This is a genomic window from Streptococcus mitis, from assembly GCF_003944325.1.
GTDB classification, from domain to species: Bacteria; Bacillota; Bacilli; order Lactobacillales; family Streptococcaceae; genus Streptococcus; species Streptococcus mitis_CW.
In genome coordinates this window covers 12,746-27,981 of sequence record NZ_RJPX01000016.1, presented here as the reverse complement: position 1 = coordinate 27,981, position 15,236 = coordinate 12,746, and the positions used below count along the sequence as shown (strand labels likewise).

Annotated in this window: 10 protein-coding genes and 1 pseudogene; 1 reads left to right on the top strand and 10 read right to left on the bottom strand. The window is 40.8% G+C overall.

Features of this window, described 5'->3' with window-relative positions; translation table 11 throughout:
- Positions 1-3 precede the first annotated feature (3 nt).
- From rnz to miaA, 4 genes are read right to left on the bottom strand one after another with little or no spacing between them, the layout of a single operon-like run.
- Positions 4-933, bottom strand: coding sequence for a ribonuclease Z (gene rnz / locus D8787_RS05880; protein ID WP_125421735.1), 930 nt, complete (start codon positions 931-933; stop codon positions 4-6).
- A 14-nt stretch (positions 934-947) separates the two neighbouring features.
- Positions 948-1,571: a cystathionine beta-lyase gene (locus tag D8787_RS05875; RefSeq protein ID WP_125421732.1), complete on the bottom strand. Its 624-nt coding sequence runs from the start codon at positions 1,569-1,571 to the stop codon at positions 948-950.
- On the bottom strand, positions 1,564-2,802 hold the full coding sequence (hflX, locus tag D8787_RS05870) for a GTPase HflX (protein ID WP_125421729.1): 1,239 nt from the start codon (positions 2,800-2,802) through the stop codon (positions 1,564-1,566). The genes D8787_RS05875 and hflX overlap by 8 nt, the downstream gene beginning before the upstream one ends.
- On the bottom strand, positions 2,795-3,679 hold the full coding sequence (gene miaA, locus D8787_RS05865; RefSeq protein WP_125421726.1) for a tRNA (adenosine(37)-N6)-dimethylallyltransferase MiaA: 885 nt from the start codon (positions 3,677-3,679) through the stop codon (positions 2,795-2,797). Before miaA ends, hflX begins: the two co-directional genes overlap by 8 nt.
- Before the next feature lie 121 nt (positions 3,680-3,800).
- On the opposite strand from miaA, the gene D8787_RS05860 reads away from it, so the two are divergent.
- The gene (locus D8787_RS05860) at positions 3,801-3,971 is read left to right on the top strand and encodes a DUF3042 family protein (protein ID WP_001051780.1); all 171 of its coding nucleotides are present in this window, start codon (positions 3,801-3,803) and stop codon (positions 3,969-3,971) included.
- A gap of 50 nt (positions 3,972-4,021) precedes the next feature.
- On the opposite strand, the gene D8787_RS05855 is transcribed toward D8787_RS05860, so the two are convergent.
- The 6 genes and pseudogenes from D8787_RS05855 to D8787_RS05830 all read right to left on the bottom strand — a co-directional run bounded on the left by D8787_RS05855 (position 4,022) and on the right by D8787_RS05830 (position 15,234).
- Positions 4,022-4,861, bottom strand: a complete 840-nt coding sequence (locus D8787_RS05855; protein WP_125421723.1) for a thymidylate synthase — start codon at positions 4,859-4,861, stop codon at positions 4,022-4,024.
- 97 nt (positions 4,862-4,958) lie between these two features.
- On the bottom strand, positions 4,959-5,918 hold the full coding sequence (locus D8787_RS05850) for an ROK family glucokinase (protein WP_125421720.1): 960 nt from the start codon (positions 5,916-5,918) through the stop codon (positions 4,959-4,961).
- Between the two features lie 116 nt (positions 5,919-6,034).
- Positions 6,035-6,601 (bottom strand): annotated as a pseudogene (locus tag D8787_RS05845) (excalibur calcium-binding domain-containing protein); the annotation flags it as partial.
- A 49-nt stretch (positions 6,602-6,650) separates the two neighbouring features.
- Positions 6,651-7,268 (bottom strand): alpha/beta fold hydrolase, encoded by a 618-nt coding sequence (locus tag D8787_RS05840; RefSeq protein WP_125421714.1) that lies wholly within the window; start codon positions 7,266-7,268, stop codon positions 6,651-6,653.
- Positions 7,269-8,990 (bottom strand): aminodeoxychorismate synthase component I, encoded by a 1,722-nt coding sequence (gene pabB, locus D8787_RS05835; protein WP_125421711.1) that lies wholly within the window; start codon positions 8,988-8,990, stop codon positions 7,269-7,271.
- A gap of 82 nt (positions 8,991-9,072) precedes the next feature.
- Entirely contained in the window at positions 9,073-15,234 is a 6,162-nt protein-coding gene (locus D8787_RS05830) for a ZmpA/ZmpB/ZmpC family metallo-endopeptidase (RefSeq protein WP_125421708.1), read from the bottom strand.
- Positions 15,235-15,236 lie beyond the last annotated feature (2 nt).

Genomic DNA, 15,236 nt, shown 5'->3' with positions numbered 1-15,236 from the left:
CTTTTAGATTTCCACCTCTTCCAAGTCTTTGACCACATGGACGTTTTCAAAGACACTAGCAGCGTCTTTCTTGAGTTTGCTGATATCTTTTGAGAGAAAACGAGCACTGATGTGGTTGAGTAAGAGGCGTTTGGCACCTGCTTCTACCGCTACTTGTGCAGCTTGCATGTTAGTAGAGTGACCATGATTACGAGCAATTATTTCATCGCCCTTGCCATAAGTCGATTCATGAACCAAGACATCAGCATTGATAGCCAGACGCACGCTGGCATTTGTTTTTCGGGTGTCACCAAGAATGGTAATAATCTTACCTGGACGTGGCGCTGAGATATAGTCAGCAGCCTTGATTTTAGTCCCATCTTCGAGAACAACATCCTGACCGTTTTTGATTTTTCCAAAAAGCGGGCCAAATGGGACACCAGCTGCCTTGAGTTTTTCAGCATCCAGCGTTCCTTCTAAATCCTTTTGGATAACACGATAGCCAACACAGAAAATAGTGTGGTCCAGCTCCTCTGCATACACCGTAAACTTATCGGTCTCAAGGATTTTTCCTAAAGAGTCTTGGTCAAACTCATGAAAATGAATGCGGTAGGGCAGACGAGAACCTGACACACGAAGACTGGTTAAGACAAATGACTTGATCCCTTGAGGTCCATAGATTTTCAAATCTGTCTGCTCTTCATTGGCCTGAAAGGCACGGCTAGAAAGGAAACCTGGCAGGCCAAAAATGTGGTCTCCATGTAGGTGGGTGATAAAGATTTTGCTGACCTTACGTGGTCGAATTGTGGTTTCCAGAATGCGATTTTGCGTTCCTTCTCCACAGTCAAAGAGCCAAACTTCGTTAATCTCATCCAAAAGTTTCAGGGCAAGACTTGAAACGTTGCGGGCTTTAGAGGGCTGACCAGCCCCTGTTCCTAAAAATTGAATATCCATTCGATACTTTCTAATTAATCAATATATAACATAGCTGTGCGGTTTTCCGATCGGAAATAGCGCTTGCCAGAAAAAGCAGCAGCTTCTTGCAATAAATCCTCTTGGCTGTAGCCTTTGAGACGTTTACGACCATCAGCCAAGCTTTCCAAATCAGTCAAAGCTGTGAGACTCTCCACACTAACAACTTCTTCGTCCCCGACAGCCTTCATGTAAATCTTGCCAGACTCCTCAAAGACCAGCTGATGGGGAAAAATTTGCGCAATTTCAAAGAACAAGTCTTCTGAAATAACCTCTTTATTTTCAGAGAAAATCCGACCTAGACCATCACTCTCATAACAAAAACCAAAGGATTTACCAGATAGATTAAGCCGAATAAAAGGCTTACTTTCTAGGGTGAAACTTGGCTCAGTATTGTAAAGATTCAGTTCCTGACTGAGTTCCGCAAAATAATCCGTCGCAACCTCAGGACTCTTTTTCTGGTAGAGTTCTGCAAAGTAGGCATTGACCACACTAGGCGGAGGAGTAATGAGAGCCAACTGCTCCTGCTCTGTCTTGCCAGCTAGAAGTTGATCCAGATAGACCTTGTCCAGACTTGTATAGCCCCCATATTTTAGAGCTAATGTTTTGATATCAGTCATAAAATTCTTCTAACCTCCATTTGTTTTTCTCAGAAATGTAGCCTCTAATCACTTCGCCGTCCTCCTGATAGTCACGCTCTTCCAAAATCGCAACACTTTCTAAATCATGAATCTTGTAGGACTTGGAAAAAGGCACGCGCAGGATAAAGACTTCAAAAATATCCTTGATTTTCTCTAAAAACAAAGCCTGCAAATTCTCACGACTATCCTCAGACTTGGCAGAAATGAGGGCATAAGGTGTTTGGGTCGGCGTAAAATCCTCCACCAAATCCGCTTTATTATAAAGGGTCAGGCGAGGAATATCTTCCATGTCCAAGTCTTTCATGATAGACAGAACTGTTTTTTCATGCTCCTCATGGTAAGGATTGCTGGCATCGATAACATGAACCAGAAGGTCCACATGCTTGCTTTCTTCCAAGGTTGACTTGAAACTGGACACCAACTCTGTCGGCAAATCTTGGATAAAGCCCACGGTATCTGTCAAAGTTACTTGAAGATTGCCCCCAAGATGGATACTTTTAGTCGTCGCATCTAGAGTCGCAAAGAGCTCGTCAGCCTCATACTGGGTCTTGCTAGTCAAGGTGTTCATAATAGTTGACTTCCCAGCATTGGTATAACCAATCAAACCAATCTTAAAGGTGCTAGACTCCAAACGTTTTTCTCTGACAGTCGCCCGATTCTTCTCAACCACCTTGAGCTGGCGCTCTATATCCGTGATTTGATTGCGAACGCTACGACGGTTCAGCTCCAACTGGCTTTCACCAGGTCCACGGGATCCTATTCCCCCTGCCTGACGGCTGAGCATTATCCCCTGACCAACCAAGCGAGGCAAGAGATATTTGAGCTGGGCTAGGTGGACTTGGAGTTTTCCTTCATGGCTTCGAGCCCGCATGGCAAAGATATCCAAAATCAACTGCATACGGTCAATAACCTTAACACCGAGAACTTCCTCTAGATTGACATTTTGCCTTGGAGTCAAGCGGTTGTTGACAATGACAGTGGTGATTTCTTCTGCATCCACCATAAGCGCAATCTCTTCCAACTTACCAGAGCCGATGAAGGTCTTGGAATCATACTTTTCACGTTTTTGTTTGTAGCTATCTACAACGACTGCCCCTGCCGTTTTCGCTAAACTGGCCAATTCTTCCATGGAGAGATCAAAATTGTCCATTCCCTGCAATTCTACACCAATCAGCAGAACCCGTTCCTCTTTTTTCTCCGTTTCAATCATCTAAAAACTCCTCTATCTGGCTTAAAATGCGGTCCTCCACGCCAGACTCGCCTATCTGATAAAAAGTGACCTGCATACGATTACGGAACCAGGTCAACTGACGCTTAGCAAAACGACGAGTCGCCTGTTTGAGACTCTCACTAGCTTCCTCCAAGGTCTGCTCCCCACGGAAATACGGAAAGAGTTCCTTATAGCCAATTCCTTTAGCAGCCTGCACATCTGGATAATGGTCAAAAAGCCACTTGGCCTCATCCAAAAGCCCAGCCTCAAACATCAAGTCCACGCGGTGGTTGATACGCTCATAAAGTTGACTTCGTTCATCATCCAAGCAAATAATCAGCGGTTCATACAGACTCTCCTGATTTTCCAAATTCTGACCAAAATGGGCAATTTCCAAGGCACGCATAGCACGACGACGATTAAACTGAGGAATTTCAAGGCCTGCTTGCGCCACAAGATGAGCTAATTCCTCATCTGTATAGGGCTCCAAACTAGCCCGATAGGCCAAAATCTCCTTATGAGGTGTCTCCCCACCCAGGTGGTAACCTTCAAGCAAACTCTGGATATAAAGCCCAGTCCCACCAGCAATAATGGCTAGCTTGCCACGACCATGAATATCCTCAATAGCCATCTTAGCTTCTGAAACAAAATCAAAAGCCGAGTAAGACTCGGTTACCTCTCTAACATCGATTAAATGATGGGGAACAGCTGCCTGCTCTTCTGGACTAGCCTTAGCCGTCCCAATATCTAGACCTCGATAGACTTGCTGACTATCGCCACTAACCACTTCGCCATTAAAACGCTTGGCCACTTCAATGGCTAGAGCCGTCTTTCCAACAGCAGTCGGTCCAACAATCACAATTATTTTTGTTTTCATCTTTTTTCCTTGAAAAATTCCCATTTTTTCGTTACTATTATTATAACACAAAAAGGTCAGTCAGAAAAATGTGACCTCTTGAGGGGGGCTGGCTGATTAAGAAGATAAAGGAGGAAGACTCATGGCTAAAGGATTCGCTAAAGGTCTTGTAACAGGTGTCGCAGGAACTGTCGCTGCCGTCGCAGGTGCAGTATACGCATTTAAAAAGAAAGTGATCGAACCAGAAGAGCAAAAAGCAGCTTTCATCGAAGAAAACCGTAAAAAAGCAGCTCGTCGCCGCGTATCACGTTAAGAAATAAAAGAAGTTGGGATTCATTGTCTCAACTTCTTTTTTCTATTCTTTTAAATAGCTAGGTCAAACTTCAACTGTGGCTTGACAGGGTCATAATCCACCAACTCAAAATCTTCTGCTTTAATATCAAAGAAATTAGTCCCATCTGGCACATTCAAAACCAAACGTGGTTGACAGTTTGACGGATCCCGACGAAGCAATTCCTGAGCTTGTTCAAATTGATTGTCATAGATATGGAGGTTGTTGATAAAGTAGAAGAACTTTCCAACCTTCCAGCCAAAATGTTTGGCAATCATCATTTGAAGAGCCACATACTGCATAGCATTGATGTGGTGGGCCACCAGCATATCATTGGAGCGTTGCGTCAAGGTCGCATCCAGATAGATTTCTCCATCAACACGACGTACATCAAACATAGTCTGAAAGGCGCATGGAAGCAACCCATCTGTCTCTTCGAAAGCTTGGTAATCCCAGAGCGAAATGATATTGCGGCGGTTCCAAGGGTTGGCTTCCAACTGTTTGAGAAGCTTATTGATAATATCGTGTTTCTTAACAATAGCACCATAGCGCTCACCGATGGTTCCTGTATTTTCCACTTCCCAGTCATTCCAGTAGTGAACATTGTACTTGTCATTGAGCACCTCTAAGCTATTAGACTGGTCTTGGTAAATCCAGAGAACTTCCTTAATGGCGGATTTGATAGCGATAGGACGCAAGGTTGTAATGGGGAATTCTCCTTTTGCCAAGTCATACTCTGCAAAGGCACCCGTTACATACTTGGAATTGGCAACGGTCCCATCCTTGTACTTGGGACGAGCCTGCTCAGAAAAGACACCGTCTTTGAGGATTCGTTCAATATTCTCTTTAAAAATCGTATCTGCTTTTGTCATTTACTCTCACCTCATTTATTTCCTAACTAGTATAGCATAAAAAAGAAAAGAGGAACATTACTAACTCTAGGTTAGCATTTTTCCCCCTTTTATTATTTTATTGCAATACAAGTGATGCTGCTCCGATAACTCCAGCATCGTTTCCTAGAGTTGCAAGAGCCAATTTCGTTGTCAAACGTACTTGTGGGAAAGTATTTTCATCGTAGACTTTTTGAACACCTTGTAGAAGGAATTCTCCTGCAGCTGATACACCGCCACCGATGACGATTGTTGATGGGTTTAGGATTGAGCCGATGTTGGCACAAGCGATTCCCAAGTAACGCGAGAAGTTGCGGTAAACGATTAAAGCAAGGTCGTCTCCTTCTTTTGCAAGGTCAAAGACAGTCTTAGCAGTAACTTCTTCTCCATTATCAATCAAGCGTTTCAACTCTGCATCGCCTTCGTATTCATCCGCATAGCGACGAGTCAAGTTGACAATCCCTGTTGCAGAAGCCACTGTCTCAAGGCAGCCTTTCTTACCGCAAGTACATGCGATTGGTTGGTCAAAGTCAACAGTGATGTGACCAAGTTCACCTGCTGCACCAGCAATACCGTGAAGCAATTTGCCTTCTGCGACGATACCGCCACCAACACCAGTACCGAGTGTCATAAAGACAACATCTGGTTGGTTATCACCAGCCCCCATCCAACGCTCACCAAGAGCTGCTACGTTGGCATCATTATCGATGAAAAAAGGAATGCCCAAGGCTTTTTCAATCTTTTCTTTAATTGGTTGAAGGGTTTTCCAGTTGAGGTTGTAGGCACCGATAACAGTCCCTTTTTCACGGTCAACCACACCTGGTGAACCCATTCCAATACCTTGGAAGTCCGTTGCTGCCAATCCAAGCAAGTCCAAACGATGTTGAATAGACTCAATCATATCATCTACGATATGACTTCCCTCATCTAAAATGTTGGTCTTGATTGACCATTTTTCTTGGATTTCTCCTGCTGTTGTCAAGATTGCAAATTTGATAGAAGTTCCACCAAGGTCAATCCCAATAATCTTTTGACTCATCATATTCTCCTTTTTCATTGTGTAGTAATTGAAAATGCTTACAGTACTAGTATAACAAAATTTAGTTACTTATGCAAAGGTTTGCATTAACTTTCTAAATTTTATCTGATTTATGGTTTCCAGAGACCTGAAGCATCTACATAATAACGTCCGCCATCAACTCGCTCGTTCTTTGCCATTTTGCCATCTGATTTCAAATAATAATTTCCTTGCCATGCATTGCGAGCATAAGAACCATCTGATTTTAAGTAATACCAAGCTTGGTAAGAAGCATCATAAATCCATTCGCTCTGTGCCATTTGACCATCTTCTTTCAGGTAATAACTTCCCTGCCAAGCGTTTTTCACTGGATTTCCATTTCCATCAAAGTAGTACCAAGCACCATCCTGCTTAACCCAGCCACTTGCTGTTGCTGAACTTGTATCAGTTTGAGCCGCCGTTGATTGTTTTGCTTTGAAAGCACCTTTTGGGGCATTTTTCAATTCACAAGCTACACCATCATGATCACGGTCTAACTTGGCAGAATAACCAGGATCCCCCTCATGGATATCCGCGTATCCATTCGCCCAAGCTTCCTTACAGCTAGAAAAATGGATATTTTCTTCCGCTAAAACTGGTTGTGAAAACAAGGCTAAAACTGGCAAGCTAGCTAGACTCATTTTTAAAAATAGACGTTTGTTCATTTCTTTCTCCCATAACGATGTTATCGATTTCAATAGTATTTTATCAAACTTATTTTAACGATTCAAGAAAATCTTTGACTGTCCCAGCAAACTCTTCTGGTTTATCTTCGTTCAAAACATGAGGACCGTCTGGGATAATCTGAAATTGGGATTCTGATATTAGTTTATTAAGACTTCTCATAGAACTAAGATTCGGTTTATCTTTGCTGCTACAAATTAGTAAGGTTGGATAGGGGCAAATTCCTGCTATATCCGTTAAATCAAGTGTCTTCAATTCCTCAGAAACTCCGACCATAAGAGCTTTGTTTGCTCCCCGTTTTTCAAAAAAACTTTTTGGAAGTAGTTTAAAAATCATCAACTGGATTTTAAATAAGATATTTCCAGCTAATTTCAGAGGGCAACCTGACAAAACTAAACCTTGAAGATTTGGTAAATCGTAACTAGATAGCTCTAGTGCCAGGGCAGCACCTAAGGACAATCCAACCAAAATAAAAGGTTCTGTCTCTTGAGCTAGATGCTGATAAACTCGTTCCTTGGCTTGTTGATAGTTGCTAACTGTAGAAGGAAATAACTCGATAGCCTCAGAAGGATAATCTGTCAGTAGATTCCGAGCTTCTTTCCAAGACTCTGCTGACTGCCCTAACCCGTGTAAAAATATCAGTTTCATCTAGTTCTCCTCAAGGCTTAACTCATACAAGCCTCTCACTGCATTACAGCCGTAAATAGCTTCTGCTTGAGCTAAATCTTTTAAAGTCAAGACTTTCTCTTCTGCCTGTCCTGTTTCCAGTAAATGCTGACGGTAAATCCCTGGCAAGATTCCTAGTCGGATAGGCGGTGTGTAGAGTTTCCCAGCTATTTTCAGAACCAAATTTCCGATAGAGGTTTCAAGAAGTTCTCCTGACTTATTGTAGTAAATCTTCTCTTGTTTCCCTAGGTTCAAGTGAGGTCGGTAACTCGTTTTGAAGTAGGTGAAAGCTTGCTGTAAATCCGCTTCCTGCAGACAAAGTTGAGCTTGACAAAAGCTTGTACTAAGGGGTGTTAAGATTTGGCGACTGACTTCAATCTCTCCAGACTTGCTGAGACTAATTCGCAAGCGATAGTCTTGAACAATATCACAAGACTGACACTCCTTCTCTATCTCTTGTCTCAGTTCTTCTACATCAAAAGGAAAGGCAAAATAGCGACTAGCTTTTCTCAATCTTTCCAGATGTTGTTCTTCAAACAGCAAGTTCTTCTGGCTGATTTTTCCAGTAGTAATCAGCTGAAAACGAGCTTGTTTACGATAGAGAACAGCTGCCTTTTGATGAACTTCACGGTATTCAGATTCCCATGTGCTATCCCATGTAATACCTCCACCAACTCCATAGATGGCTTGACCTTTGTGAAGTTGAATAGTACGGATAGCAACATTAAAAATCCGTCGTCCATTTGGAAGTAAAAGACCAATCGTTCCACAGTAGACTCCACGCGGTTGGGGCTCCAAGTTCTTGATGATTTCCATAGTCGCAATTTTCGGAGCTCCCGTTATGGATCCACAAGGAAACAGAGAACGGAAGATTTCAACAAGGTCAACATCCTCTCGCAATTGACTCTTGATGGTCGAAGTCATCTGCCACACAGTTGAATACTGTTCCACTTGACAAAGACGTTCTACATGCTCACTGCCCACTTCAGAAATACGGTTCATATCATTGCGCAAGAGGTCCACGATCATCATATTTTCAGACCGATTTTTAGGATCCTGCTCCAACCAGCCAGACTGTTCAAGATCTTCTTGGTCAGTCATGCCACGCTGAGTCGTTCCCTTCATTGGTCGCGTTGTCAACTCGCGGCCATTCTGCTCAAAAAAGAGCTCTGGGCTCATGGAAATCACTGCCATCTCGTCATGTTCAACATAAGCATTGTAACCCGCCTCCTGCTCTACCACCATACGATTGTAGATGGCAAAAGGATTGGCACTTAAGTCCTGCTTGAGTTGGACGGTGTAGTTAACCTGATAGGTGTCTCCCTGACGCAAATGATGGTGAATCTGGGCAATAGCCTTTTCATAGTCTGCTGCAGACGTTACTTCCTGCCAGTTTGAAGGCAAATCAACCTCGTCATAAATCAGAGGAATAGGGGAAGTTTCTACCCTATCATGAACTGTAAAATATAGCAGATACTCTGCCAGTAAAGGAGCTTTATGAACTGCTAATTTCTCCTCAAAAGCAGGTGCAGCCTCGTAGCTGACATAGCCCACCACATAATAGCCTTGCTCTTGGTAACTTTCCACTTGTGCCAGCAAATCTGCCACTTCTGATACATCTCTCGTTTTTAACTCTTTAATCGGCTGGGTAAAGGTGTATCTCTCCCCCAAAGCCCTAAAATCAATCACTGTTTTTCTATGCATATTTCAAGTATAGCATAAAAAGGCAGATCCAGACAAAGCTGATCTACCTTTTTATCATTTTCTTACTATTGATTACACTTAATTATGCTTTAGTAAATAAATCACCAGCAAATCCATCTGATTTCTGTAAGAGTTGTTTGTAAACTTTTTCTTTAAGTGCAACTGTTTGGTTTGAATTACCAGCTTTCAGGTCATTTTCAACCGCTTTGTTGAACAACTCTTGAAGTCCCGCATAGTTTGAGATTTTCTCACCATTGATTTCAATTTCAACAAAACCTTTTTCACCTTTAGCTTTAACTTCCTTGAACCATTCTTTCTTCCACTCTTCTAGTGTATGGAATTTACCACCAGACACTTTCTCAATGATGAAGTCATCACCAAGACCTGGTCTACCAGCTGCTTTAGATTCTTGTTTATACTTGTTAGAAGCATATCCGACAAATCCATCCAAGTATCCGAAGTAACCCCACATACGGAATGTATTATGTTTGAACGAGATAGAACCTACAGCACTTTGACTTGTATTACCACCGTAAATTCCAGCCATCATACTTACAGTTTGATATGCCGTATCAAAACCTTCAGCACGATAATGTTTATTTCCAGGCATATTATGCTTAGTCACGTAATTACCATCTACAAGGTCATCAATGCTTGTCAATTTCTTCTTGTTCTCCGCGTCATTTAGGTCACGAAGTAAATCCCATTGGTGTGGTTGTCCAACTAAACCATTTCGATCAGCTTTTTCACGCCATTTCTTGTCCATCTTCTTGAACCACTTATTGTTATCTCCGTCATTCTTCGCGATAACGGCATCCGCTTCTAAATGGTCGAGCATCATAAGCGCTTCGTTATAGTTCTTCATGTAATGGTCAATTTTAGCTCGACTATCAAGCAAGTTCGGATTGTAGTTATACCATTGGTTTCCATCATTTTTACGCTCATACGCCATATTTAGACCCAATGCGCCATAATCACCATTAGAACTTGTTACCGCAGGCGATTGTAACATACCTTGAGCAAAGGCTTCAACGTCTGTACCTTCACGATGTCCCCAACCACCTAAATAAGCCATACGGTCATTGATATGCGTTGTTTCATGAGTAAAGGCTGATGTACCAAAATCACTAATCATACTTGACCAGATATAGTACACGGCTTCTGAGTTTTGAGGTCTATCAAAGATATACGCATACGCACCCATACCATTATCACCATGCCATTTACCAGTTGGACCATAGAACTCACGAATTGGAGCATAATCACCGTTCTTCGTATGACCCATTCTATCAACCCATCCACCTGGCGCACCATGGTTATCCCAGATAGCCGATGGAACCATGTTTTCAGATTTCAACAACTGATTACGTACATTATCAGCCGCCAAGCGAGACCAGAAGTCTAAGTAGTTGATTTGTTCTTGTGCACGTAAGTCAATTTCTTTCTTGAATGCTTCACGTTCAGCTTCTGTATTCTTACCATATTTCTCAAACGCACTAAATGCTAGTGTATTGTATGTTGAAATCAAGAACATATGAGCTTTCTTTGTAGTCAGAAGTGGCAAGATATATTTGCTATGTTCGCCATTGTTTAAGTTTTCATATAAACGATATTTCTTGTCCGCAAACAATGGATTTGATGATTGTTTCTCAACGACATAGTTTGTATGTGAAACAGCTTTCTTATACCAGGTGTTAATATCAGTTTCGTTTGTGAATAAACGCATATTATAGTTTAATAAACCGTTCAACTCACCAATACCAATCGTTCCACCGATCGTTTCTCGATAAGCTTCTAATGTTCTGTTACCTTTAATGTTATTTTCTCTAGAACCGATCTTAATCAAGAAATCTAAGATATTTACATTCTTACCATAGAAGTCAGGTTTGAACATCATAAGATCTTTCATTGATTTTTCGTCGTATTTAAATCCATAGTAACGATTTAGATAAGTAAGACCCATCATAATTTTCGCTTTGTTTTCGTCTACTTTCTTAACAAGAGCTTTCATTGCAGCTTCGTCACCATTTAATTGGTGGTCTTCATTCTCAACTAAAGCTTTCACAAGTTTATCAAGGTTTCCTCGAACTTCTTCAAAGCTTTCTTCAAGGAACAAGTTACGAATGTAATTGTTCTTATGATTGTCACTATTCTCAGCTGGTTTGTTACGTTTGTCCATTAATGCACGCACTTCAGGTGAAATCAATTCGACACTTGCTAATTTTTCTTTCACATCAGCAATTAGTTTGTCACGATTCTTATCCACCATATTTGGTGTGTAAACAATGCCATCTAGACCTGTAATACTATATTCACGAACTTGTGCTACGTTTGAATCCTTAGAAGCAACCGTCATTTCTTCTTTAGTACCATCAGCGTAATGAATCATTATTTTATCAACACTTGATAAGTCAGTCACGAATTGACCATCTTTCATACCAGTTACAGATAATACTTCAGTCGTTAATAATTTAGAACCAGCAGGAATTTTATTTCCTTGATTGATAATCCATTCTTTGTTGTAGAACGGTTGAAGTTTTTCCACATTTCGGTAAGCAAGTTCACGTTCTGCATTATAATCTTGAATCTCTTTATACGTATCAGATTTTGGGAGATTATTATTTAACTTATCTACTAATAATGTTGGAGCTTCAAAATCTTTAGATGTAATATCGAAACTTTCTAATCTTTTATCAGCTTCTTCTTTAGAGATTTCTTTAAGTTTGTCCGCATTTTTTCTTGTCACATTACCAGTAGCTTCCCCAGCTACGCTGACAACTCTACTTAAATAAGGGAACCCAAAGTCATCATCTCCAATATCACCTGAACCATAAAGTTTTTCAGCGTTAGTTACTTTTACATAACTAATAACATCTTCTAAAAATCCGTATGGCCAGTTTTTAGTAATAACTCCACCTGTCTCTACATTGTTTTTCAAGTTAATTGACCCTTTTGCTACAGCTTTTTTAATATGTCCGTTAGCTCTTACATCCATTGGGTCCATACCCCTATCAAGTGTTGAAACTAAAGCTGAACCACGAGCTCTTTCACCAGTGATTTCTACATCTGTATAAACTTTTTCAATATTTGCTTTTCTTTGGTTGTTAACTAAACCAGAAATACTCCAACCTTTTTTACCTTCTGTGCGAAGTTTTCCGATAACAGAAACATTTTTCATTTTGCTTCCATTATTTAAATTATTAACAACTCCAGCTACATCATTACCACCAACAATACTACCCGTAATTTTAACATTTTCAATTGTCGTATTTGTAGCATCTTTTGCAAGTGTCGCTATTTGATCCGTACCTGGTTTATTTATATTCACGTTAGAGAAAATTAAATCTTTAATTGTAGAATTTTCAATAACATCAAATAATGGATTGCTTAAGTTATGAATAGCAAACCTATTCCCATCNGTACTAGTTAACGTACCTTTAAATTTCTTAGTAATATAAGATTTTCCATTTGGTTTAATATTAGTAGCATTTAAGCTTTGTCCAATTTTATATTCACCTTCTGGGTTATTTTGAATAGCTTCAACCAATTCAGCGAAATCATAGTAAACATTATCCACTTTTGGTTTTGGTTTAGCTATATAATAAACATACTCGTTAGCTAATTTCGAAGAATCTGTATGCTGAACTAAATCAGGCGCAGTTGCAGTAACTTTATATAAAGTTTCCCCATCTTTAACCACTTCTTCTATCTTATCAACAGCAAGTCTTGTCACTTTATTGTCATGAGTTGTTACTCGTAAGTAAAGCGGAGCAACATCTGTTGACTTTTCAGTTAATAAGCTCTTATCTGTTTCGTTTCCTTCAGCATCTACACTCATTAAGCTGGTTTCTTTGATATTTTTGATTTCAACTTTTTTAAGGTCTAATTGAATTTGTTTATCTTCTAATTTCTCAGTTTCTTCACCTTCTCCACGATCATAAACCATTGTAGTAGATAGGGTGTAACCTTGATAATATTTCAATTTATCTAAAGTAGCGTTTAAATTATTTTCAGATACCGTTACTTCTTTGACAAGTTGTCCATCTTTATCTTTTAACGCTAATTTGATTGATTTGATTTCTACTCCAGCTGGTTTAGTCAATGTATAACTAGCTGTGGCACTCTTCTTCAAGACATCTTTTTCAGTATTAGCCCATTGTAATGTTGGCTTTTCTAACCCTTTTGTGCCTTGCTTAATAATTTTATCTTGAGGTTGTAAGATAACTTTTTCTTCTACTGTTGGAGCTTCACTTGTTTTTTCTCCACGAATCGTTTTATACGTTTCAGTAATTTGTTTCTTACCGTCTACACCTTCTTGAGCAACTTTAGTTGTTCCACGTTTTAAAGTGTCATCATCTTCTGTTTTTGTAGCAAAAGGAATGACTTCTTCTCTTGTTTCAACTGTTGTTCCTTCAACTGGTTTTGTTCCTTTTTTAACGACTTTAGGAACAGCAGGAGTTTTTACTTCTGTAGTTGTAGAAAGGACTTTGTCTGTTTCCACACCTTCCACTGTTTCGTAAGTTGTTTTCGTAACTTGAACTCCTTTAGAACCAGGATTTTCAACTACTTCGTCACCCACATATTTTGTGTCATCCAGAACTACTTCTGTTGTGAAATCTAGTTCACTTTCAGTAGACTTCTCAACTGTACCAGTTGTTACTTTATATTCTGGATTTGCTGATTGCTCTGTAGCTTGGCCTTCTTTTCCTGTTTCTTGTGTTCCCTTAGTTGAAACTGGTTCTTTATACTCTGGTAATTCAGCTTGTGTTAGAGCTTGGCCTTCCTTACCTTCTTCTTGGGTACCCTTCATTTCAACTAGAGCTTCTGGCAATTCAGGGTGCGTTAAGGCTTGGCCTGCTTTGCCTTCCTCTTGGGTTCCTTTAAACTCTACTGTAGCCTCTGGCAATTCGGGGTGTGTTAAGGATTGACCTGCTTTGCCTTCCTCTTGGGTACCTTTCACTCCTACTTGAGCTTCTGGTAATTCAGGGTGCGTTAAGGCTTGGCCTGCTTTGCCTTCCTCTTGAGTGCCTTTAAACTCTACTGTAGCCTCTGGCAATTCGGGGTGTGTTAAGGATTGACCTGCTTTGCCTTCCTCTTGGGTTCCTTTAGACTCTACCCTAGCCTCTGGTAATGTTGGTTGCGTTAGAGCCTGACCTGCTTTGCCTTCCTCTTGAGTGCCTTTAGCTACTTGGTGACTTGGTTCAGCTTGTGGTACTGGAGTTGGGGCAGGTTGCACCTCTTTCTTAGTTCCGACTGCAATGACTTGCGACACAGGATTTTGAACAACTTGGTCTTCGATGACTTCTCTAACTTCTTGACCATTGAACATCGAAACTTTGGTTACAATTCGACGCTGACCCTTTACTCCGGCTGTGACGATACGAGTCTGTCCTTCTGCTAGATTCGTATCTGGGCTTGTGACCGTTTCAAAAGGAATCTCTACCAAGCTCTCTTCCTGTCTAGCCTGAGGCTTCTCAGAAACTGGTTTTGCTTCAACAGCGGGAGCAACCGGAGTTTGTGCCACAGGTTTTTCAACAACAGGTTGGGGAGTGACAGCAGGTGTTTCTTGAACTACTTCTGTTTTCTCGATTTCATTTGCACTTTGCTTTTCTACTGGCAACTGAGGCTTCTCAGCTGAAGCTGGTCTTGATGGATGGAGTTCTGCTTCCTTGAAGTATCCGATGTATTCATAACCATCAATGTGGATAATCCCTTCAGCCAATCCTTCATGTGTAGAGGCCGAAATAGTTTGGTTATAAGAAAGCAATTCTTTATTTTCAAATGCGAATGTCCCATAAGGTACAAAGGTACTGGCTCCTAAAGAACCAATCAAGAGAACACCTAGGACTTCTTTACGACCTTTTTTGGACACCAAAAAGACTGCTAGAGAAGCCGTTGCCAAGCCAATACCTGCCAAAGCAAGATCCTTACTTCCTGTGTAAGGAAGTTGTTGACTGTTAGTTGCCTTCTTGCGATAAACTACATAAAGAATATCATCATCTTGAAATTCTGTTGGAACCTCATGGTGAATCAGGGCTTTTTCAGACTCGGTCAATTCCTGCTCCGCTAAATAACGGTAATGAACACTATGAGCACCACCGACTTCATTGGCTTGCACCTTATCTACTGAAAAGGCACCAGCACCAAAAAGGAAGGCCCCAATAGCTACAGGACCTACCCCAACAGTTAGCTTACGAATCGAATATTTGGTAATTTTTTCTAGTTGTTGTTTTGTTTTTTTCATTC

Excerpts from the sequence above, each read along its gene's own strand:
- rnz (WP_125421735.1), bottom strand. The coding sequence starts at position 933 with ATGGATATTCAATTTTTAGGAACAGGGGCTGGTCAGCCCTCTAAAGCC.
- D8787_RS05875 (WP_125421732.1), bottom strand. The coding sequence starts at position 1,571 with ATGACTGATATCAAAACATTAGCTCTAAAATATGGGGGCTATACAAGT.
- hflX (WP_125421729.1), bottom strand. The coding sequence starts at position 2,802 with ATGATTGAAACGGAGAAAAAAGAGGAACGGGTTCTGCTGATTGGTGTA.
- miaA (WP_125421726.1), bottom strand. The coding sequence starts at position 3,679 with ATGAAAACAAAAATAATTGTGATTGTTGGACCGACTGCTGTTGGAAAG.
- D8787_RS05860 (WP_001051780.1), top strand. The coding sequence starts at position 3,801 with ATGGCTAAAGGATTCGCTAAAGGTCTTGTAACAGGTGTCGCAGGAACT.
- D8787_RS05855 (WP_125421723.1), bottom strand. The coding sequence starts at position 4,861 with ATGACAAAAGCAGATACGATTTTTAAAGAGAATATTGAACGAATCCTC.
- D8787_RS05850 (WP_125421720.1), bottom strand. The coding sequence starts at position 5,918 with ATGAGTCAAAAGATTATTGGGATTGACCTTGGTGGAACTTCTATCAAA.
- D8787_RS05840 (WP_125421714.1), bottom strand. The coding sequence starts at position 7,268 with ATGAAACTGATATTTTTACACGGGTTAGGGCAGTCAGCAGAGTCTTGG.
- pabB (WP_125421711.1), bottom strand. The coding sequence starts at position 8,990 with ATGCATAGAAAAACAGTGATTGATTTTAGGGCTTTGGGGGAGAGATAC.